The following is a 22869-nucleotide window of genomic DNA, read 5'->3' on the forward strand; positions in this document are numbered from 1 at the left end:
TCCCTCCTTACGCCCGCTCAATGTTGACCAGAAACGCTTTGTATTCTGGCGTATGTGAGTTGGCATCACCCACCGATGGCGTCAACGTATTGGACAGAAAGCCTTTGCGCGTTGCACCTTCAAATCCCCAGTGGCAGGGAATCCCGATGGTATCTACACGTTTTCCGTCGATCGTTAACGTCTGCAAACGCTTTGTCACCACGGCTTTCGCCTTGATATAGCCGCGTTTAGACATCACCTTAACCATGTCCCCTGCGGCAATACCTTTCTCATTGGCCAGCGATTCGCCAATCTCAATAAACTGCTCAGGCTGCACGATGCCGTTAAGCCGGGCGTGCTTTGTCCAGTGGCGGAACAGCTCGGTAATGGAATAGGTGGTGGCGACATAGGGAAACGCATCGGCTTTGCCCATATTGGCGATATCGTCACTGAAAATACGCGCTACCGGGCTGGAGATGACCGCTGGATGCAGTGGGTTCGTTCCAATGGGTGATTCAACCGGCTCATAATGCTCCGGAAAAGGGCCATCATTCATTTTGTCGATCGAGAACAGGCGTGCAACGCCCTCCGGGTTCATGATAAATGGCCCGACATGGCTGTCTGGCGCAGACGCATTATAATCCGCAACGTCCATCCCTGCCCATTTTTGACCATCCCAGTGCAGCAGTGCGCGTTTTGCATCCCAGGGCTTACCGGACGGATCGGCAGAGGCCCGGTTATACAGAATCCGGCGGTTGGCTGGCCACGACCATGCCCATCCTGGCGTACAGCCCAGCCCATAAGGATCGCTGTTATCGCGATTCGCCATCTGGTTACCCTGCTCCGTCCAGCTGCCGCAGTAGATCCAGCAGTAACTGCTGGTAGATCCATCATCACGAAGCTGGGCAAAGCTGCTGAGCTGCTCCCCTTTTTTCGCGATTAAGCGACCCTCTGCGTCATACAGATCCTGAAGCGCGATACCATTTGCCTCACGGGCAAGCTCTTCGGGATGCGGATCGTAGGGATCGTTATAATTCCAGTTGAGATTGAGTAAAGGCTGCGGATTAGCCCCGCCCTCTTGCTGGTAAAGCTCTCGCAATCGCATAAAGAGCCGTCCCAGAATTTTACCATCATGTAATGCCTCGCCCGGTGGCTCTGCCGCCGCCCAGTGCCACTGTAGCCACCGGCCGGAATTCACAATCGATCCGTTCTCTTCGGCAAAGCAGGATGATGGCAAACGGAAGACTTCGGTCTGGATCGTCTCTGGCTTAACATCATTCATTTCGCCGTGGTTTTGCCAGAAGTTGGAAGACTCTGTTACCAGCGGATCGATGACCACCATATATTTGAGCTTTGAAAGCGCGCGAGACGATTTGTTTTTATCGGGGAAGGCAGCAAGCGGATTGAAACCCTGAACAATATAGCCGTTGATTTTGCCCTCCAGCATCAATTCGGCCTGTGTCATCACATCATAAAGACGATCCCATTTCGGCAACCAGTCATAGCCCCAGTTATTTTCCGCAGTGGCATGTTCCCCCCAGAAGCTTTTCATCATGCTGACGAAAAACGTCGGCGTGTTCTGCCAGTAGTTCACCTCATTAACCCCCAGTGCAGGCGGTGTAATCTGTGAAATATAGGTCTGATAATCTGGCTGATGCTCTGAAGGCAGAGGCATGTAGCCCGGCAGATTGGTCGACAGCAATCCCAGATCGGTATAGCCCTGAATATTCGAGTGACCGCGCAGCGCATTAATACCGCCGCCCGCCATACCGATATTGCCGAGCAGCAGCTGCAACATGGCCGCCGCCCGGATAATTTGCGCACCGGAAGAGTGATGAGTCCATCCCAGCGCATACAATATCGTTGCTGTGCGATTCGGCACGCTGGTGCTGGCGAGCATTTCACAGATACGGGTGAAGTCAGCGACAGAGGTCCCACATAATCGATTCACCATCTCTGGCGTATAGCGTTCGACGTGCTTTTTAAGCAGATTCCACACACAGCGCGGATGACGCAGTGTGGTATCCCTTCGCGCATTTCCCTGTTCATCGAGCTGATAGAACCAGCTGGATTTATCATACTGCTTCTTATCCGCGTCAAAACCGCTGAACAAGCCGTTATCAAAGGCGTAATCATCGCGAATCAGCAGGCTGGCATTGGTGTAATGCCGGACATATTCATGCTGAATACGGTCATGTTCAATCAGGTAGCGGATGACGCCAAGCAGGAACACGTTGTCCGAACCGGCGCGAATCGGCGCATAGACATCGGCAACGGCGGCGGTTCGGTTAAAACGCGGGTCCACCACAATCACCGTGGCGTCATTTTTAGTCTGCGCCTCAATAACCCATTTAAACCCTACCGGATGCGCTTCAGCCGCATTGCCCCCCATAACCAGCACAACGTTGGCATTTTTGATATCGACCCAGTTATTGGTCATGGCGCCGCGGCCGAACGTTGGAGACAGCGCAGACACCGTGGGCCCATGACACAAACGTGCCTGGCAGTCTATCGCGGTCATGCCTAAACTGCGGGCAAACTTACCATCGAGCATGCCCGTCTCGTTACTGGCCGCCGAGGAGCACAACATGCCCGTAGTGGTCCAGCGGTTAACCGTGACGCCTTGGGCATTTTTCTCGATAAAATTCGCATCGCGATCGTCTTTCATCAGACGGGCAATGCGGTTGATGGCCTCATCCCAACTGATGCGCTGCCAGGTGTTTGATCCCGGCGCACGATACTCGGGGTACTGCAAACGGGTTTCACTGTGAATATAATCCAGTACACCGGCTCCTTTCGGGCAGAGCGAGCCACGACTGACCGGATGGTCCGGATCGCCCTCTACGTGGTAGATACGTTCTCTCACGTTTTTAGCGGTGTCGCCCAGGCTGTAAATCAACATGCCGCAGCCGACAGAGCAGTAGGTACAGTTATTGCGTGTCTCTTTCGCTTTTATCAGTTTGTATTGACGGGTTGCTGCCTGCAAAGAGAAAGAGGATAAAAATCCGAGAGATGCAACAGTGGTTCCGGCCAGGCCACCTGCGCAGATGCGGAAGAATTTTCTTCGGCTGAGTTCCATGTAGCCTCCAGAGTAAAAGAACAACAACGAAAAGTTGCACAGACTATAAGGTTATTTAGCCCCTAAAACCATTGACTCTGTATGGTTATTGATGCAGCGCAATATTCTATTTGTTAAGCCCGATCGCAGTGTTGATTAAAACGGGTGCAGAAGCTGTTTTGCGCTATCTGCGGCACGCTCTCAGAGAGTGCTCACAGTGACGAGAAGCCTGAGAGCCGCACAATGCTGGGCACAACGCAAAAAAAAGCGAGGCCGAAGCCTCGCGTAGGGTTGCCGACGTTAATCGTAATAAGGCACCTTACGATCGGTACCGTTAATATTGATGAGCACAAAACCCGTCGGCGTCGTTTTGTTGGTCGGTGTGCCCACCGCCGTAGCGAGAGTCACCACGCCTTTTTCATTGGCTCCCAGCCCTGCCACGCCATTGTGCAACCCAAAGCGTGCCGCTGGCTTGAGCGTTCCCACCTTCGATACGTCATCAACCAGCGACATATCACTTTGAAACAGGGAACAGGAACCCGTATCAAAGCGCGTTGGTCCGGTGGTTTTCAGGTTAAACATGGTTTCGCCGCTGTTGGCTCTTAGCTTAACCCACACGCCAGCATAGGTGGTGCCCACCCGGTTGTAGCGGATATCAATGACCGCTGGCTGCCCCATATGACAGGCATCAGCCCAGACCGTATCCAGTCGTTGCAGGTTGATCCAGGTCTTCCCGGTGCCGGGCATGTTGATGGGCGATCCTGCTGTCCCCGAAGGCGTGGTGTTATCCGCTTTACCGATCAACTCAATGACCCATTGCTGATTGGGTGACGGGAAAAACACCTGACCTAGACGGTACCAGTTATCCGTCTCGGTGTTATTCACCACCTTGTAGCCGCTAAAGTATCCTGCTCGCAGCGAACCACTCATAAAGGTGCCGTAGTTCTCGTCACGACGGTAACCATACTCAAAGGTGGAAAGCCATTTCCCCCCGACCAGATCCTGACTGAGTTTGGAGCCTGACTGCAGGTTAATATGACGCATTACCACGCGTGCATTATTCAGTATCAATGGCGCACTACAGTTCTCGACATTGAGCGTATCAATGGTCCAGCCGCCATCGGACAAATCGCCGGGATTGCGCGTATGTTCGATCCATACGTTGCGCATGATCGCCTGCGTCATGCGCGGCATATACAGCGTGGCATCGCCATAGCCCGTCTGGAAATTGGCATTACATAACTCAATGGCTGTGGAGTGATCCCAGACGCCTTTGGGTGAACCTGACCAGCCGATATCGAAAACGCGCGAGTAGGTGGTATTGGTATAGATTTGCTCAAACTTACTGTCGAGTGTGTCCTGCAGCTTAAAGATGGTTCCGCCGCTGCGCTGCCCCCTAAAGCAGCTGATATTAACGATTTGCCCTGCCATACAACTGTTTTCAAAAAACGGCTGAACATTGCTGCACATTTCAGGGGTAATGGTTGCCGTGTTGGTGACAGTATCGGCACTGGCCTGTCCGTCCCAGGTAATCCCGCGAATGGTGCTACGCCGAGCCTGAACTTTGAACAGGGTATTGGCACTTTTATCTGACACAATGGTGGTGCCGGGCAGAGAACCCAGCGCCAGATCGTCCCCGGCCAGACCAAAGAAGGGGATTTCCGTCTCACTCAAGTCCATGGGCATAATCAGGAAGCGCCCGCCAGGGAAACGTACCGGCAATCCCTTCATATTCTGGCTGTAAGTTTGTGACCAACCGAGAATACGTTTAAACGCATCGGTGTCATCCGTGACGCCATCGCCCTTTGCACCAAAATGCAGGATGTTCACTTCTCGCGGATCGTTGATTGAACGCTTCCAGTAGAAGCCGTTTCCTATGGCTACCGTACCGCCATCATCTTTTAAAATTGTGGTGCCGGTAAACCCCACAAAATCGCCGCCGCCACGAAAGCTGGAATCTTTATCGTAGTAGCGTTTCAGTACGGCAATTTCACCTGGTTTTGACGGCATGGTCGTACGAAGCTCAGCAAATGAGTTAACTTCAATCATGATATCCTCCTCAGGATAATAGGCTGTAAATCAGAAAGTTAAATAATCTTTGGCAGCGGAATGACCACACAGGACATCCCATAAATCGTTATGGCTGTTAATGGCGCGCACGGTGCGAATATCTGCTTTGTGAGCGTCATCGCCATGGGTGTAGATGGGGGAAAAGAGAATGCAGGCTGAATCGCTGTAGGTGGCAGGTTTAAGGTTGGTGGTATTTGGACTGCTGCAGCTTGTCGCGAGCAGCAGCGTCATCAAGATTAAGGTTATCAGTCGCCACACGCTTCGCCTCCTCACTATTGCGTTGCTGTTGATGAGTAACATTCGCCATGCGATTTGCCTCTTGCCTGGCGCTGTCGGCTTCCGACCGGGCTTGCTGTTGCACCTTGCCGATCTTCTTACCTCCCATGTAGCTGGCAACGACGGCGATGATCAGTGCACCCATCGCCGCCAGCCCGTGCCAGCCGCTGGTAAACAGAGAAATAAACGTCATGATGTCTCCTTATTGCTGGGGCGCTTTTCATTCAGCAGGTTTTTCTGGCGAACAAATTGCGCGATGACGCCCATCGCCACCATGAAGGCGCCGATGAGACCAAGGTAATTGTGGGGAAGGATGCTCTTCACATCGTCAGGCAGCGTTTGCCAGGCATTCAGCGCAGACGACGGAAATGACTGAACCCAGGCGCTGAGCATTGACCCCAGCGAAGCCAGCCATACAGACCAGGTTTTAAATAACAATTTGGCGTGAGAAACAAACTGCAGCGTGGTGAAGCGCTGCATTAACAGCAGAATAATCACGACAACTAATACCGCGATAATAAAAAACAGCCATCTCATAACAGCCCCCGATAAACGTCATAGTTACCGCTGCGCATAACGTCAGCATGACGTCTCACTCGACCGGGCGTTTGCCGTGCCCACAGACTGTTAAGCATGGCATCGCCCGCCTCCGTAAAGTGTTCACGAGCGATTGCGCTGAGCATATTTTTAAACTGTAAAACCCCATCAACGCCCAACTGGTACGCCATGCTCAACAGCACGTCGGTACGCGCATCATTGCACTTTGCCAGCACCTGTTTCAGGGGAGCGCGACTCTGCATATCTGTCATCTTGTTTTCCAGAATGCATTGCTTCCAGACATCGCCTACGCGGCGCGGCACCCGCAGGACATAATTGCTTAACGATGCGCCTTTAGGGCCAATCCGGATGCCGGCAGCGACCGTGGGGAACCCCAGGGTGTCGAGATAAGGCATTTCAGCGTAACCTTCTTCAAAATTCAGAATTGCAATAATCTGGCTCATAAAAACTCCTTAGTAAGGGTGCAGGCAAACCATCCCGTGCGGGAAAACATAAAACAAACTGATTAGTGCCAGAGATAAACGCAGTGGGAATTGCGATTAAAGGTGCAGCAGCACTAAAGCATTTGCGCGAAGGTCAGGCTCAGGAAGGAAGGATGGCGTTACCTGCGACAGGCAGTGAATCAACAGCGGTCACACGATTCAGCGAACCGCGTAAAGATGAACATGGGGCAGACAACAGTTATCAAAACCGGAGACGTCTTTATTTCTCAGGCGCGGCGCGGTTACAGCACGATCGACCGCTGGGGTAACCTGCCGCTGACAAATTTGTTCAGCACGCCGCAAAGGACGCGTTTCGGGTGGGTAGTTAAGTGCTTCGTCAATGCTTTGTTTAAGACGGTTGAGAGGTTGACGCCGCTGATGACGGCGGGTACGTGCATTGCCCATAAAAACGCTTTTGCCATAATGAATTATCGCCATAACTCCTCCTGTGAATGAGTCTTTGGCGATAGGGTGGCAGGCGAGCGTTTTGGGTTTGAAGAACAAGCTCGAATGTCGCTGAATGGTGTTCACAGGCTCTCCTCCCGGCTGAATAATCAGTCAGGTGGAAGGGTCAGCAAAAGGGTACAGGCGGCATCTGACGACGCTGCATTATGCGCATCCACCCCATCCCAAAGCTCATTGGCTTTTGGGGGGTTTGATTCGCGCTTGTGCAGCGCCTCAATTGTTTAAGAGCGTTTCATCCATGTGGTAACACGTTCTTTCATCCATGTTCAAATTATTAACAGGTTCTTATGCTTTATCAAACACCACTGGTTAATTTATTTTTTACCATAAGTTAACTTTTTGAATTTAGACCGATTATTTTTTTGCCTTACAGGTGTCCCAGCCTGCTGAATTGTCTATCCCAGAATGTGATACTGCCCGGCCTGACTCATAATGACTTTTGCCAGCACGTTTAAATTCCCCGCCTCATTCCGGTCCAGATACCAGGTTTCATAACGCTTATTATCTGATATGACGGCAATTCTTTTGTGTTGCAGTTGCAGCCGCTTGAGATACAGCTGTTCATCCAGGGTAAAAATATAGATACCGTCGCCGTCAAACTGCTGGACGCTTATGTCCACAAACAGCTGATCGCGTGGTGCAAAGGTGTCGGACATGGCATCGCTGTTGATCGCAATTAATCGAATATGATCTGCCGGACGGCCGCTGAACAACACCCGGGCTTCATCCTGACCATATTCGATGGCCTGAATGGTTTCGACAAAATCATCCCCCACAGGCAGACCTGCGCCTGACTTCTGCCCTAAATCAAAACTGTTCACGCGGAAGGTGTTTTTTTGGCAGGGGACGTCGTGAAGCGGGTAAGGTTCTGGATGCTGATCCATACCATATTGCAACCACTCTACCCGCACGCCAAGCAGCTGGCTGAGCGCCAGTAAATTGCCATTATCAGGCACAGACTGAGCGTTAAACCATTTCCACACGCCCGGCGCTGAAATCTTACAACCCTGGCGTTGTAACGCGCAGGCGACCTGTTTGTTGCGTCCGTGTCCTGTAATGCCCGCACTTTCACAAGCGGCTATCAGCCTGGCGGTGAAAGCTTGTCGGGTACTCTCTTTTTTAACCATCAGTTAATAATCGACCATTGAAGAGGAGCTGAATGTTATTTTCATTATTGCTACCAGTTCATTTTATATTACCGCCAGTTTACTACCTAACCGCATTACTAAGCATTTCTGATTATTATTTACAGTTTTATCGCACAGCGAACCATAAAACAGGGAGCAAAGCCGCGTACCGTCTCACCTTTCAGCAATCTTTTGTAAAAAATTGCACCGCGTCCGACTCATCCCCGCAGTAAAAAATAATCCCCACCGCTTAAAAAGCCATCAACGGCGGGAAAACTCTACCATTGAGTGGTGCGGAAAAAAGCAGCATGAAAAAAAACGGGGGCCTGAATGGGCCCCCGTTTGTTTAAAAAATACCGTTATGCACGCAGGGTATCATCACCCCAGGCAATCCATTTGTAGGTGGTCAGCGCCTCCAGCCCCATAGGACCACGGGCATGCAGTTTTTGCGTACTGACCGCCACTTCTGCGCCCAGACCAAACTGGGCACCGTCGGTAAAACGGGTACTGGCGTTTACGTACACGGCAGAAGAGTCGACCTGCTTAACGAAACGCGCCGCGTTTTGCGTGCTGCGGGTCAGGATAGCGTCTGAATGCTGCGTGCCGTGCATACGAATATGCGCAATCGCCTCATCCATATCTGCGACTCGCTTGACGTTAAGATCAAGCGACAACCACTCATCGTCATAGTCGCCCTGTTGCACGGCAGTAACGCTGGCCGGCCCCTGCTGCAGCTGCGCCAGAATATTGGCATCGGCATGCAGAGGGATATTCTCTTCAGCCATGCGGGCAGTAAAAGCGGGCAGGAAGCGGTCAGCAATCGCGGTGTCAATCAACAACGTTTCCAGAGAGTTGCAGGCACTGGGGCGCTGCTTTTTCGCATTAACGATGATGTCCAGCGCTGGTGCGATTTCCATCGTCTCATCGATATAAATATGACAAACCCCAATCCCACCGGTAATGACCGGGATGGTCGCGTTCTCGCGACAGAGCTTATGCAGACCCGCCCCGCCGCGCGGAATCAGCATATCCACGTAACGATCCAGTTTAAGTAGCTGATTCACCAGTTCGCGATCCGGATTTTCGATAGCCTGAATCGCTGCCGCCGGTAAACCGTGCTGCTGGAGTGCGTTCTGAATCACCCGCACCGTAGCCGCATTGGTGCGCCACGTCTCTTTCCCACCGCGCAGAATGGCTGCGTTACCGGTTTTTAAGCACAGGCTGGCGACATCCACGGTGACGTTTGGACGCGCTTCATAAATCACGCCAATCACGCCCAGCGGCACCCGGCGGCGCTCAATCCGTAGCCCGCTATCCAACTGACCGCCATCCATCACCTGCCCGACCGGATCGGCTAACTGGCAGACCTGGCGAACATCGCTGGCAATCGCGCTAAGGCGTGCAGGCGTTAAGGTCAGACGATCGAGCAATGCCTCACTCATTTTGTTCTGCCGCGCCTCAGCCAGATCCTGCTCATTCGCGGTCAAAATAACGCTGCTTTCCGCTTCAAGTCGGTCAGCAATCGTCAGTAAAACCTGATTTTTTTCGGCTGCAGACAGATCCGCCATTGCCCAGGCCGCGGCACGCGCCGCCTTACCCATTTCTTCAAGCATATTCGTTCCTTAGCTGACGATCATGTCGTCACGATGTACCGCAACCGGCCCGTACTCATAGCCCAGAATGTCGCTGATCTGTTGACTGTGGTGGCCTGCGATCATGCGCATCGCGTCACTGTTGTAGCGCGAGACGCCGTGGGCGATATCGCGCCCCTGCAGGCTGCGAATACGGATCACTTCTCCGCGAGAGAAATTGCCCTGAATATCGCGGATACCTTTAGGCAACAGTGAGCTGCCGCGCTCAATAATCGCGGCAAGCGCGCCGTCATCCACGGTGATCTCACCGGCCGGCGGCGCACCAAAAATCCAGCGCTTACGGTTTTCAAGCGGCGTTTGCTGAGCATGAAACAGGGTGCCCACCGGCTTGCCCGCAATTACGTCACTAATGACGTCGCTTCGGCTGCCCGCAGCAATAATCACGTCAATACCGGCCCGGCAGGCGACATCTGCAGCCTGGAGTTTAGTCGACATCCCGCCCGTGCCTAATCCTGATACGCTATCGCCCGCCAGGGCACGCAACGCGTCATCAATGATATGAACATCGCTGATTAATTCAGCATCCGGATTATTGCGCGGATCGGCGGTAAAGAGTCCCTGCTGGTCGGTCAGCAAAAGCAGTTTGTCCGCGCCGCTCAACATTGCTGCCAGCGCAGAGAGGTTGTCATTGTCACCCACTTTGATTTCAGCGGTGGCAACGGCGTCATTTTCGTTAATGACGGGCACGATGTGGTTGTCCAGCAAGGCACGCAAGGTATCACGCGCGTTCAGGAAGCGTTCGCGATCTTCCATATCGGCGCGGGTCAGTAACATCTGACCGATATGAATGCCGTAGATGGAAAACAGCTGTTCCCACAGTTGGATAAGACGACTTTGCCCCACCGCAGCTAACAGCTGCTTTGAGGCGATGGTCGGCGGCAGTTCGGGGTAACCCAGATGTTCACGACCGGCTGCCATCGCGCCAGAGGTGACAATCACAATACGATGGCCGGCGGCGTGCTGTTGCGCGCACTGACGCACTAATTCCACCATGTGCGCTCTGTTTAACCGACGTGAACCGCCGGTAAGAACGCTGGTACCCAATTTGACCACAAGGGTCTGACTGCCACTCATGTTGTCCTGCCGTAAAAAATTTCTGTGAACGGACTTTTTAACAGGTGCAGTGAGGGAAGCCAACAGCCTGTAAGGGAAAAACTGCAAATTTCGCAGAGCGTCAATTAGACCAAAAGTTCCCCATTAACAACAAAACATCAAAATTGTCATAAAAAGTTCATCATTGATCGGTAAAAAGTCCGTGTTTTACAAACTTTTTCATTAATGCCTCAAAAGTTTTCTTGTTGTAACAAGGCGGCAACTGAATGCCCCCCGGCCTGTTGACTGAGCATCCGGAGAATAAAGGCAGCCATGCCTGTAACAAGAAGACGTTGAGGACAAAAAAATTTTACTCATTGGGATTGATAGCAAATGAAGAAAAGTACACTGGCAATCGTGGTATCTGCTCTGGCCCTGACCTCTGCTGCTCAGGCCGCTGAAGTTTATAACAAAGACGGTAACAAGCTGGATTTCTACGGCAAGGTTAAAGCCGAGCATTACTTCAGCGATAATGCCGGTGCTAATGGCGATAAATCTTACGTGCGTATTGGCTTTAAAGGACAGACGCAGATTAACGATATGATGACCGGTTACGGCCAGTGGGAATATCAGTACAACGCCAACAACTCAGAAGGCTCCGATGCGAACAGCGGCAACAAGACCCGTCTGGGCTTTGCCGGTCTGAAGTTCTCTCAGTACGGTTCATTCGACTACGGCCGCAACTATGGGGTGCTGTATGACGTTGAGTCACTGACTGACGTCTTCCCGGAATTTGGCGGCGATGGCACAGCACGTACTGACAACTTTATGACACAGCGCGCCACTGGCGTAGCAACCTACCGTAACAACAACTTCTTTGGTCTGGTAGACGGTCTGAAGTTTGCTCTTCAGTATCAGGGCAAAAATGATTCTACTTCTGCTAACAGCCGTACCGACGTATTACGTCAGAATGGTGATGGCTACGGTGCATCACTGGGTTATGCCATTGCTGACACGGGTGTAAGCGTATTAGGTGCCATCACCTCTTCTGACCGCACCAACTCCCAAGCAGCAGGAATCTATGGCCGCGGTGATAAAGCCACGTCATGGGGCACCGGCCTAAAATATGACGCCAACAGCATTTATCTGGCGGCAATCTATACAGAAACCCGCAACATGACGCCAATTTCTGTTCCAGGCAGTTTCAGCAATTCTACAAGCTCTGTAAGCGGCTTCGCCAACAAAGCAGAAAACCTGGAACTGGTTGCTCAGTACCAGTTTGACTTCGGTCTGCGTCCATCCATTGGTTACGTTCAGACCAAGGGCAAAGATATCGAAAACGGTATTGGCAACGAAGACCTGGTTAAATACATCGACGTGGGCGCGACCTACTACTTCAACAAAAACATGTCGACGTTTGTTGATTACAAAATTAACCAACTGGATAAAGACAACAAGCTGGCACTTAACAACGATGACATCGTTGCAGTCGGCCTGACTTACCAGTTCTGATGAATCTGAGTCTTGCCTGACGAGAGGGACGGTCGAGGGAATGACGGCCCGCGTGATGGACAGACTTAGTGCTTTACCCTCAATGTGAATGTGTCTGTTAAAAGGGCGAGTTGCAAAACTCGCCCTTTCCTTTTGTGTTCCGTCCCACCGCTCTGTCCGCTTTCCGGCACGTTGATGCGTAGGCAAACGTTCCCGCCCGGCCCATAAAAAAAGGCCCCCGCAGGGGCCTGATGTCAGGCGCTGAGTTTTATCGGTTTTTCATCAAAGTCACTGGCTGGCACCAGATCCAGTTCAAACTCTTTCAGCATCGTTTTTAAACGGCCGTGGAAATTACGTAAGGTTTCTTCCACGCGGGCATTGTTATCTTTGCCTTTGATCGTGGCAACTGACCAGTCACCTTCTTTATCAAACAGGCCGATGTGATAAACGTAGGTAAAGTGATCGGCTTGCGCTTCCAACTCCATCCACCAGCCCCAAAATTCACGCAACTCGGGCGCAGGCTTTACATTCACGCAGGCAGCCAGGCAGTCGAAGAAAAAACGGGTTTCACTACACTTTCCATCGCGTATGTAAGGTCCCAGTTCCGTGAAGCGTTTAAGCAGGCGACTGCGGGGATGACCACTCGGTAACGTCATGCTAATTCTCCATAAGGACAGGCTTGATATTCCGAACCGTAGCAGCCGTGCTGCACTCTCTTTTGACGATCCGAATGATTCCAGCTAGTAGTTGTAGCAAACACTGTAAATTTTGCCAGCTATCTTTTCAAACGCTGGGCCAGCCAATCGCAGATTTCATTAAGCCCTTTATCAAAACTGGCGATGACCGGTTTTACGGGAATTAACAAGGCTTTACCTTGCGACGAGGAGTTAGCGATTAATTTGCTCTCTTCCTCGGGGCTGAAGAGATCGTTCGGCCAGTGTGCAGACAGCATCGGCGTTGACGTTCTTCGTCCCAGAAGCCCCTGGTTTTTCAGCGAGTAGCTGAGCAACTCAGCCCGTAATGCGCTGTCCGTTGTGCCAGTCATGCCAAGTCGGCTCGCAAGCATGTCCATGTACATATCCGGCACCTTGTTCTGCAGCGTGGCCTGCGTCAGCAGACTATGCACAATCGGCCCCAGACAGGCCACCGCCCGCAGCCGCGGTGCTTCCAGATAGGCCAGACGAACCGCGACATTCGCGCCAAAGCGGAAGCCCAGCGCGGCAACGCGCGTATGATCGATCCACGGCACGGACGCCAGATCGCGCAGTACCTGCTGATGCAGAAAGCTGGTGTCCTGGCTGAGCTTCCACTTCATTGAATTCCCGACGGAAGGCATATCAAGCGTCAACATGGCGATACCACGCGGTGCCAGATAGTCATGGAACAGACGATAATGATCGGTTTGCAGCGAATCCAGCGCACCACAAAACATCACCGTGGGATAAGGTGCCTCCACAGCAGGCGGCATGTGCAGAAAACCATTGACCGGGCTACCGCCTTCAATGGGGAAGGTCAGCGTTTTGAGTTCTCCGGGTAGCCGGCGGGTTGCCTCGTCATAAGCGCGGCTGGCGAGCGTTTGTGCCTGATCAGCCAGTTCATCGCCTTTGATATAAGGATACGCCGCCACGCTATAGAGGTGCGACGCATGAAGCCAGTCATGGCCGGCCCGATCGTGCTCACTTTCGTTCGCCTCAAGCGCCCGCTGCTGCCAGAAGCCCGCCTGCCTGCTCCACTCGAAGTTCCAGTTGCCATTACGGTAACCAATGACCGTATCCAGCAGCGCCGGATGGGTGTGCTCAGCGTCGCTGATTGCGATACGAGCCAGCACCTCGCTGACCTCCTGCGATGGCAAACCACGCCAGGCCCACATCAACTTATTAAGCATGCGATACCAGCCACGCTGGCTATCGCCATCCAGGGCGGAGTGCACCTCATGCGTGGCGTGACGACGCAGTCGTACCAGAGATGAGGTTTCGGGGTGTTTAAAACGAGGCTTGAACAGCTCAACGCTCAGGTTTTTGCCAGGCATGTTACCTCTCTGACAGCATTAACAGCGGTAAGTAAGTGTACTGTACCGCAAAACAAGTCGCGAGGCGTAGAAAGCACAACGCCCGGAAAACCGGGCGTTGTTTGTGTTACATCAATCAGCTTTTCACAATCGGTGGAATGTAAACCACGCCCATGTCCCACGGCTGCTCAATCCAGGTGTTCTGCGGAATATCAACAACATAATCGTCCACCAGCTCGCGGCCAGCAGGCTTGGCAAAGATGGTGCAGAAACGGGCTTTTGGGTACATTTCGCGGATGGCTTGTGCGGTGCCGCCGGTATCAACCAGGTCGTCAATAACGATAAAGCCTTCACCGTCGCCTTCAGCGCGTTTCAGGACTTTCATTTCACGCTGGTGATCGTGGTCATAGCTGGAAATACACACGGTATCGACATAGCGAATACCCAGTTCACGTGCCAGCAGCGAAGCCGGTACAAGACCGCCGCGACTGACTGCAATAATGCCTTTCCACTGTTCAACAGGAAGCAAGCGTTGAGCCAGTTTGCGGGCATGAATCTGCAGCATGTCCCAGGTAACAACGTATTTTTCGCTCATAAATAGGTATCCCAGCCAGTCAGTGTGGCTTAAAAAATGTGCAACGGGGAAAAGGTTGCGCGAGATTATAAGGACATGACGCGCTAAAAACCAGCACCTGGCTTCTGGTTGCGGTTTTTTAGCGCGTTGAATAACACACCGAGTCAGAAACAGTGATATTCTCGCCCTATCTCGTCAGTTCTCTGACGGCGATCTTTTACTGGAACTTCGCAATGTCCGGCCCGGCCGGCGCACTGACACAGGAGACTTGTCGTGTCTGAATTGTCCCAACTCTCTCCACAGCCACTGTGGGATATTTTCGCTAAGATTTGCTCTATTCCGCATCCCTCTTTCCATGAAGAAGCGCTGGCAAGCTATATCGTTGGCTGGGCCAAAGAACAAGGTTTCTGGTGTGAGCGCGATCAGGTTGGCAATATTCTGATCCGTAAACCGGCCACGCCTGGCATGGAAAAACGCACGCCGGTTGTGTTGCAGGCCCACCTTGATATGGTGCCGCAGAAAAACAACGACACCGTACACGACTTCACCAAAGATCCTATTCAGCCTTATGTTGATGGCGAGTGGGTCAAAGCGCGCGGTACGACGCTGGGTGCCGACAACGGTATTGGTATGGCATCTGCGCTGGCCGTTCTGGCGGACAGCAGCCTGACCCACGGCCCGCTGGAAGTGTTGTTAACCATGACCGAAGAAACCGGCATGGATGGCGCGTTTGGCTTACAGCCAGGTTGGCTGCAGGCGGACATTTTGATCAACACCGATTCGGAAGAAGAAGGTGAGATCTATATGGGTTGCGCAGGTGGTATCGACTTCGTCACCACGCTTCCGCTGACGCGTGAGGCGGTGCCGGCTTCCCACGAAAGCCTGAAGCTGACCCTGAAAGGCCTGCGTGGCGGTCACTCCGGCGCGGATATCCACATGGGCCTGGGCAATGCGAACAAATTGCTGGCGCGTTTCCTGGCGGCCCATGCGGCAGAGCTGGATCTTCGTCTGGTTGAATTCACCGGTGGTACGTTGCGTAATGCAATCCCACGTGAAGCCTTTGCCACTGTGTCTGTCGACAGCAGCAAAGTAGACAGCCTGAAATCGGCCGCCGCCGGCTTCCTGGCTGCGTTGCAAAATGAACACGGCGTAAAAGAGAAGAACATTGCCTTTGTCAGCGAGCCGGTTGCCCATCAGGGTGACGCGCTAACCACAGAGAGCCGTGACCGCTTCCTGAATCTGCTGAACAGCACGCCAAACGGTGTTATCCGTAACTCAGACGTCGCCAAAGGCGTGGTCGAAACCTCGCTGAATGTGGGTGTGGTCACGATGCAGGCAGATAAAGCAGAAATTAACTGCCTGATTCGCTCACTGATCGATACCGGGCGTGATTACGTCGTGCAGATGCTGACCTCACTCGGTCAGTTGGCAGGCGCACAAACGAAGCCAAAAGGTGGCTATCCCGGCTGGCAGCCAGACGCGGACTCGCCGATTATGGCGCTGACCCGTGAAACCTATGTCGCGCTGTTTAATAAGACGCCTAACATCCAGGTGATTCACGCAGGTCTGGAATGCGGCCTGTTCAAAAAGCCTTATCCTGACATGGATATGGTTTCGATTGGACCAACGATTACCGGCCCTCACTCACCTGATGAGCAGGTGCATATCGAGAGCGTGGGGCTTTACTGGAAACTGCTGACAACGCTGCTGAACGTGATACCTGAAAAGTAATTCAGGCGCGTTAATCTCTCTGAGGGTTTATGTTCAACATAAACCCTTTTTTTATCGGCTATTTCGGCCTGACGTCCTTTCATCGCCAGCCACTAAGCATTAGCTTTCGCCACCGCCCGCCAAAACAGTAAAAAGCGTTGTTCCGACCCGCAGATTGACATTTTCTGTCGTGCAGCCGGTGCAATAATCTCCCAAAGCCAACCTTTCTCTGACAACGGCATCAGGTCATCTGTGTACCGGAGAGCCGTTCTTCACAACGTGATTAGAGGGTGCATGAAGACGTTATTGCTCACCAAACAGGAAGTCAGTCAGCTCATCAGCACCGACGACGTGATTGATGCGGTGGAAGAAGCCTATAAAGCCTTCAACAGCAATCTGGTGGAACAGCCGGCCTATATCGGTTTGCACCTTCCCGCGCCGCGTGGGGAAATAGACTTTAAAACCAGTTATTACAAAAGCAACGAACTGATTTCGATGAAAGCCTCCTCTGGCCCCTTTCCACAGAACCCTGTGGAATATGGCCTGCCGAGCGGCATGGGAACGGTAATATTGTTTGATGCCCGGACCTGTGCGCTGTGCTGCGTGATGGATGGTAGCCTGATTACCGGTCTGCGCACCGGCGCATCGGGTGCCGTTTCCGTGAAGGCACTGGCACGCACAAGCGCCAAAAAATTGACGATGATTGGCACAGGTAATCAGGCCAGGATGCAGGTAAGAGCCATCGCCAGGGTTATGCAAATTGAAGAGATCCATGCCTGGAGCCGCACGCCAGCATCCCGGCTGGCCTTTAAAAATGATATTGAAAGCGAGTTTGGTATCCCGGTCACTGTGGCGGATTCCTGCCAGGCGGCGGTAGCGCAAGCCGATATTTTGATTACAACGACCCGGGGCAAAGGGCCGCTGATCGAAGCCAGCTGGATTAAGCCTGGTACACATATCATCGCCATTGGCACCGACCAGCAGGGTAAACAGGAATTTGATCCTCACATTTTCAGCCGGGTAAAAGTGGTCGTGGACTCCCTGTCTCAGTGCACGCAAAAGGGTGAAACCTGGCACGGGCTGAACAGAAATATCATCCGTGAAAACGACATTCATGCTGAAATCGGTGAGATATTACTGGGGAAGAAGCCGGGCAGAGAAAGCGAGGAAGAAATTACCTTTTTTGACTCCACCGGCCTTTCCATTCAGGACAACACGACTGCCGGCAGAATTTACCGCAATGCCCTCGAAAAAGGTGTCGGTACGTATTTTGCATTTTTTGAATAACGTTTTTCCTTCAGATAAAGGTAACCGTGATGACGCGTCAGTATCCGACCCTGCAAGATATTCATGAAGCGCAACAGCGTATCGCTGCGCATATTCGTCACACACCGTTGTTGCGCGCCGATAAAATCGAAAAGCAGGTGGGCTGTCAGCTTTATCTCAAGCCGGAGACGCTGCAAATTACCGGTGCGTTTAAAATTCGCGGTGCGCTAAATAAAGTGCTCTCTCTGCCCGTTGAGGCTTTTGCCAACGGTATTATTTCCAGTTCGTCAGGCAATCATGCTCAGGGGCTGTCGTACGCAGCCAGAATGCTGGGTGTAAAAGTTGTCCTGGTCTTGCCGGTCACCACGCCAAAAATCAAAATCGAGAATACCCGCGCGCTGGGAGCAGAAATTATTTTGTTTGATGGTGACAACGCCTCGCGCTGGAAAGAAGTGTATGAAATTGCCGAAGCCAATAACTATGCGGTGGTGCATGGCTTTGAAGATCCGATGGTCATGGCCGGACAGGGCACGATCGGTTGCGAAATATTAGATGATTTACCGGATGTGGATACCGTCATTATACCGCTGGGCGGCGGCGGTCTGCTTTCTGGTGTCGCCACGGCGCTGAAAGAAACCCGTCCGGCGGTCAGAGTCATTGGCGCTGAGCCTGCCCTGACGCCTAAATATTATCAAAGCCGGATCAATAAACAGCCTACTTCCCTGCCGCTGCAAAACACCATCGCTGACGGCTTAAGAATTAGCGTACCGGGACGCAATCCCTACCCGATTATTGAGAAGTATGTAGACGAGATTATTCTGGTGGATGAAGAACACATTATTCAGGGCATGCGCGTTCTTGCCAGAGATGCAAAATTAATTGCGGAACCGGCGGCCTCAATTGGTCTCGGTGTACTACTGGCGGGTTCGGTGAGTCTGAAAACCGACGAGAAAGTCTGCGTCCTGCTGACGGGCGGAAACTGGGATCTGGCCGACTTAGCCGAGGTCTACGCACTGAAATAACCGGTTCTGTCACCCTGTTCTGCAGGTTAAGACCTTATCTGAAGCCTTACCCTGCCTGCCACATTCAATCAATCTCCCTTGAATCGTGAAAGCGCATGACTGACTTTACAATTTTCGGTTAGTCATTCGCAGCATAATCCGCTGGGGGAATGCCGCTTCCTACCGCTAAATCACCAACTTACTGCGCTTAACCAGCTTTAGCCGCCATTATGTCCAGATGTCTGGATGGCTAATAAGTTTCTGTGCTAACTTATGCGCTTTCGGCTGTTGCCGTGCCTGATGCTTCAGGAAAAAATGTGGTCAGTGACTTTAATGGAGATCCCTGCAATGCATGCTTTAAATCGCCTTGAGATGCGTAACATCTCCATCGATTTTGGCGGATTTGCCGCGTTAACATCGGTGGATTTTCTGAGTGAAGGTCACTCGATTCATGCGCTGACCGGGGCCAATGGGGCCGGTAAATCCACGCTGATGGCAGTGCTGTCAGGTGCCCATAGTCACTACAGCGGTGAGATTCTGCTGGACGGTAAACCGGTTTCGATTCGCAGCCCGCGGGATGCCAAACAGTTGGGTATTCACCTTGTTCAGCAGGAGGTGGATGTGGCATTAGTGCCACAGCTCAGCGTAGCGGAAAACATTCTGTTGGATCAGTTAGCAGAGCCAGGTCACGGTTTCCGCTGGAGCGATATTCGCCGCCGGGCTCGTCAACTGCTGGCCCAGCTGGATGCATCGATAGATGTTAAACGCCCGGTAGAGCGCTGCTCGCTGGCGGAAAAGCAGCAAATTCTGCTGGCCAGAGCCCTCTCCCATCGCTGCCGCTTTCTGATTCTTGACGAACCCACTGCGCCGCTCGACCAGCACGAGAGCGAACGCCTGTTCGCTGTCGTCCGTCGTCTGCAAACCAGCGGCATAGGTGTCGTGTTTATTTCTCACCGTATCCACGAGCTGAAGGCCATTTGCGACCGCCTGACGGTGCTGCGCGATGGACGACTGATTGAAAGCGGCCCGATGGCGGCGCTGAGCGGTGAGCAGATTGTTGAAAAAATGCTGGGGCATCCGTTAACCGATATCTATCCACCGCGGCGTCCACCTCAGCCGCAGCCCGTGATCATGGCGGTGGATGGTTTGCATGATGAACACCTGCTGCAGGATATTTCACTGCGTTTGCATAAAGGCGAGATTCTGGGCATTGCCGGTCTGGCGGGCGCGGGGAAAACCGAACTGTGCAAGGCGCTGTTTGGTGCCAGTAAGAGCCGCGTTTCACGCGGTGAGCTGCACGGTAAACGCTGGAAGCCTCGATCGCCACACGACTCGGTGCAACAGCGCATGGCGCTGGTGCCTGAAGAACGCCGTAAAGAAGGCATTTTTATTGATGAGTCAGTGGCGATGAACCTCAGCATCAGCGCAGACGACAGCTTTTCCCGCTGGAGCCTGTTTGGCCATCGTCAGGCCTGGCGCTGGGCAGAAGCGGTGATTCGCCGCCTCAGCGTGCGTACCACGGGCCCGGCGCAGCAACTGCGTCGGCTCTCTGGTGGCAATCAGCAGAAAGTGGCGATTGGCAAATGGTTGCGCAATAACGCCGATGTACTGATTTTTGATGAACCGACCAAGGGCGTGGACGTAAAAGCGAAAACAGAGCTGTTCACGCTGATCAGCAACCTTGCCCATGAAGGCAAAGGCATTATTTACGCCTCTGGCGAATTTTCTGAACTGGTCGGCTTATGCGACCGTATTTGTGTGCTCTGGGATGGACGCATTGTGGCGGAGTTAGAGGGACGGCAAGCCACAGAAGAGACACTTTTGCTCTATTCCACCGGAGGAACCCCTGCGTGAGCAGTAGTAAAGACTTATCCCTGAAGCCAGCGTCTTCCTCGCTGCGCCATCAGCTGTTCGATTTCCTGTATAAGTGGGGCATGCTGCTAACGGTGGTGATATTGATCGCCGCTTTTGGTTTGGCTTCCGACAGTTTTCTGGAGCCGAACAACATCATCAATATTTTACGCTCCATCGCCATCGTAACCGTCATTGCGGTGGGCGTATCCGTTTCGCTGACCGTCGGCGGCTTCGATCTGTCCGTTGGTTCTACCGCCTCGCTGGCCAACGCCCTGGTGATTTCGCTATTCGTCTGGTATGGCTTTGATACCACGGCGGCCATTGCCATCACGCTGGTGCTTTGTACATTGGTCGGGCTGTTCAATGCATTTCTGATCGTGGTGCTGCGGATTCCCGACATGCTGGCGACACTGGCCACCCTGTTTGTGATTCAGGGCGTGGCAATGACCTACAGTTTTGGTGGCTCCATTACGGAAAATATGGTGCTGCCAAGCGGTGATATGGCTGAAGGCACAATTCCGGCAACGTTTAACCTGCTGGGGCAGGTGCCGACAATCGTTATTATCATGCTGGTCGTCACGGTCGTGGCACAGCTCGCATTATCCCTGACAAAGCACGGTCGCCGCATGTACGCGCTGGGCGGTAATCCCGAGGCCGCCAGGCTTTCCGGTATTCGCACGACACGTTATCGCGTGCTGGCCTACGTCATCGCGTCATTGTTAGCCGGGCTGGGCGGTATTCTGCTGGCATCACGCATCGGATCGTCACAGGTTAACGCGGGTGGCGGTTATCTGATGGATGCGGTCGCGGCAGCCTGGATCGGCCTTTCTCTGGCCGGTTCCGGTAAGCCGAATGCCCTGGGTACGTTGGTGGGTGCCGTCATTCTTGGCGTGCTGCAAAATGGTCTGGTGATGCTGTCGGTCCCCTATTACGCCATGGACATTATCAAAGGGCTGGTGCTGGCATTAGCACTGGCTATCACTTACGTACAGCGCCGCTAAGGCGCATCCCCAACTGGAGTTAAGAATAATGAAAAAGATAACACTCTCGCTGCTGGCATTCAGCCTGTTAAACGCCAGTGCAGCGTTTGCCGACACCGTCACGCCGGTTCCTGCCGCTATCGCTAACCATGAAGGCCCGATACGCATTGCCGTCATCCGTAACCTTGGCTCAGACGACAACACCACACAGTTTGTTGCGGGGGCCATTCAGCAAGGCCGCCAGTTAGGCTTTAAAGTCAGTACGTTTCTCAGCAATGGCGACGATGCGCGCTTTCAGGATTTCGTGAATCAGGCGATCAGCCAGAAATACGACGGTATTGTGCTGTCCCACGGCAAAGCGCCTTACGCCAGTGCGCTGGTAAAACGCATTGCGGACGCCGGCATTAAGGTATCGGTATTTGATACGCCAGTGGACAACCCGATTCCGGGTGTCACGGTCACCGCGCAGGATGATGCATCTCTGGCCCAGTTGTCGCTGGGGCAGTTAATCAAGGATTTCAACGGCAAAGCCAACATTGTTAAATTATGGGTTGCCGGTTTCCCGCCGATGGAACGTCGTCAGGTTGTTTATGAGAAATTGCTGAAAGAGAACCCTGGCATTCATCAACTTGAGTCGATTGGCGCGGTATCAACGGATGTCCAGGGCGACACCGCCAATAAAGTTGGCGCTATCCTGGCGAAATACCCTAAAGGCAAGATTGACGCCATCTGGGGTGCATGGGACGCGTTCAGCCAGGGCGCTTACAAAGCGCTGCAGGAAAATGGCCGTACAGAGATCAAACTGTACAGCATCGATGTCTCGAATCAGGACTTGCAGTTGATGCGTCAGAAAGGCAGCCCGTGGGTACAGACTGTCGCGGTCGATCCTAAAACCATTGGGGCCGTCAATATGCGCCTGGTGGCAAACAAGATTGCCGGTGAAACCACGCCAGCTACCTATGAATTTAAAGCCGCTTCGATTTCTCAGCAGGCGCTTAACAGCCATCCTGGTGCGGTGAACGTGGCGTCGTTGAACAAAATCATTCCAGGCTGGGGCAGTAATGAGGATTTCGTCCAGCCGTGGTTTGCGACGCTGGAAGCAAAATATAAGAAGTAAGGGCTGGCGCCTGGGCGGGTGGCGTTCATGGCATGAACGTGGCTTTGGTTGGTGGCCTGAGCGGCATCCAGTCATGTAACTCTGAGAAGGTTTCGCTCGCCAGGCGGCGGGCAGTTTCAGTCCGCCCCGTGCGGGCGACCGACAAGGGGCCGCCAGTCGCCGCGGCCCC

Annotated in this window: 19 protein-coding genes; 7 read left to right on the plus strand and 12 right to left on the minus strand. The window is 53.0% G+C overall.

Translation table 11 applies throughout. The features are described from left to right. Positions 1-7: 7 nt before the first annotated feature. The 9 genes from fdnG to proB form a co-directional block, all read right to left on the minus strand. Complete coding sequence (fdnG, locus tag CMR03_RS16395; protein ID WP_096012047.1) at positions 8-3058, minus strand: formate dehydrogenase-N subunit alpha; 3051 nt, start codon at positions 3056-3058, stop codon at positions 8-10. 279 nt (positions 3059-3337) lie between these two features. Continuing rightward, the gene (locus CMR03_RS16400) at positions 3338-5086 is read right to left on the minus strand and encodes a glycosyl hydrolase family 28-related protein (protein WP_096012048.1); all 1749 of its coding nucleotides are present in this window, start codon (positions 5084-5086) and stop codon (positions 3338-3340) included. A gap of 199 nt (positions 5087-5285) precedes the next feature. After that, on the minus strand, positions 5286-5576 hold the full coding sequence (locus CMR03_RS16405) for a hypothetical protein (RefSeq protein ID WP_096012049.1): 291 nt from the start codon (positions 5574-5576) through the stop codon (positions 5286-5288). Then, positions 5573-5920, minus strand: coding sequence for a DUF7940 domain-containing protein (locus CMR03_RS16410; RefSeq protein ID WP_063878565.1), 348 nt, complete (start codon positions 5918-5920; stop codon positions 5573-5575). The genes CMR03_RS16405 and CMR03_RS16410 overlap by 4 nt, the downstream gene beginning before the upstream one ends. Beyond that, complete coding sequence (locus CMR03_RS16415; protein WP_063878564.1) at positions 5917-6384, minus strand: lysozyme family protein; 468 nt, start codon at positions 6382-6384, stop codon at positions 5917-5919. The genes CMR03_RS16410 and CMR03_RS16415 overlap by 4 nt, the downstream gene beginning before the upstream one ends. Positions 6385-6582: 198 nt before the next feature. Then, on the minus strand, positions 6583-6861 hold the full coding sequence (locus CMR03_RS16420) for a transcriptional antitermination N peptide (protein WP_063878563.1): 279 nt from the start codon (positions 6859-6861) through the stop codon (positions 6583-6585). A gap of 422 nt (positions 6862-7283) precedes the next feature. Further along, on the minus strand, positions 7284-8015 hold the full coding sequence (locus CMR03_RS16425) for a S24 family peptidase (protein WP_063878562.1): 732 nt from the start codon (positions 8013-8015) through the stop codon (positions 7284-7286). Between the two features lie 359 nt (positions 8016-8374). Then, positions 8375-9628, minus strand: a complete 1254-nt coding sequence (gene proA / locus CMR03_RS16430) for a glutamate-5-semialdehyde dehydrogenase (protein ID WP_063878561.1) — start codon at positions 9626-9628, stop codon at positions 8375-8377. 9 nt (positions 9629-9637) lie between these two features. Next, positions 9638-10741 carry a glutamate 5-kinase gene (gene proB / locus CMR03_RS16435; protein ID WP_096012050.1) on the minus strand — a complete coding sequence of 368 codons (1104 nt, stop codon included), beginning with the start codon at positions 10739-10741 and terminating at the stop codon, positions 9638-9640. 351 nt (positions 10742-11092) lie between these two features. Between proB and ompC the strand changes: the two genes are divergently transcribed. After that, entirely contained in the window at positions 11093-12211 is a 1119-nt protein-coding gene (ompC, locus tag CMR03_RS16440; RefSeq protein WP_096012051.1) for a porin OmpC, read from the plus strand. 233 nt (positions 12212-12444) lie between these two features. On the opposite strand, the gene crl is transcribed toward ompC, so the two are convergent. The 3 genes from crl to gpt form a co-directional block, all read right to left on the minus strand. Next, positions 12445-12846 (minus strand): sigma factor-binding protein Crl, encoded by a 402-nt coding sequence (crl, locus tag CMR03_RS16445; protein ID WP_063878558.1) that lies wholly within the window; start codon positions 12844-12846, stop codon positions 12445-12447. Between the two features lie 119 nt (positions 12847-12965). After that, a complete protein-coding gene (gene frsA, locus CMR03_RS16450; RefSeq protein WP_096012052.1) occupies positions 12966-14219 on the minus strand; it encodes an esterase FrsA in 1254 nt (417 codons plus the stop codon). A 115-nt stretch (positions 14220-14334) separates the two neighbouring features. Then, positions 14335-14793 (minus strand): xanthine phosphoribosyltransferase, encoded by a 459-nt coding sequence (gene gpt / locus CMR03_RS16455; RefSeq protein WP_063878556.1) that lies wholly within the window; start codon positions 14791-14793, stop codon positions 14335-14337. A gap of 252 nt (positions 14794-15045) precedes the next feature. On the opposite strand from gpt, the gene pepD reads away from it, so the two are divergent. The 6 genes from pepD to CMR03_RS16485 all read left to right on the plus strand — a co-directional run bounded on the left by pepD (position 15046) and on the right by CMR03_RS16485 (position 22700). Continuing rightward, positions 15046-16503 (plus strand): beta-Ala-His dipeptidase, encoded by a 1458-nt coding sequence (gene pepD / locus CMR03_RS16460; RefSeq protein ID WP_096012053.1) that lies wholly within the window; start codon positions 15046-15048, stop codon positions 16501-16503. A gap of 273 nt (positions 16504-16776) precedes the next feature. Continuing rightward, positions 16777-17769, plus strand: coding sequence for an ornithine cyclodeaminase family protein (locus CMR03_RS16465; protein WP_096012054.1), 993 nt, complete (start codon positions 16777-16779; stop codon positions 17767-17769). Positions 17770-17798: 29 nt separating this feature from the next. Then, on the plus strand, positions 17799-18770 hold the full coding sequence (locus CMR03_RS16470) for a threonine ammonia-lyase (RefSeq protein ID WP_096012055.1): 972 nt from the start codon (positions 17799-17801) through the stop codon (positions 18768-18770). A gap of 327 nt (positions 18771-19097) precedes the next feature. Then, positions 19098-20603: a sugar ABC transporter ATP-binding protein gene (locus CMR03_RS16475; RefSeq protein ID WP_096012065.1), complete on the plus strand. Its 1506-nt coding sequence runs from the start codon at positions 19098-19100 to the stop codon at positions 20601-20603. Beyond that, the gene (locus CMR03_RS16480; RefSeq protein ID WP_244181394.1) at positions 20492-21604 is read left to right on the plus strand and encodes an ABC transporter permease; all 1113 of its coding nucleotides are present in this window, start codon (positions 20492-20494) and stop codon (positions 21602-21604) included. Before CMR03_RS16475 ends, CMR03_RS16480 begins: the two co-directional genes overlap by 112 nt. 28 nt (positions 21605-21632) lie before the next feature. Next, positions 21633-22700 (plus strand): sugar ABC transporter substrate-binding protein, encoded by a 1068-nt coding sequence (locus CMR03_RS16485; protein ID WP_063878551.1) that lies wholly within the window; start codon positions 21633-21635, stop codon positions 22698-22700. The last annotated feature ends 169 nt before the right edge of the window (positions 22701-22869 follow it).

The organism is Pantoea allii, from assembly GCF_002307475.1.
GTDB lineage: Bacteria > Pseudomonadota > Gammaproteobacteria > Enterobacterales > Enterobacteriaceae > Pantoea > Pantoea allii.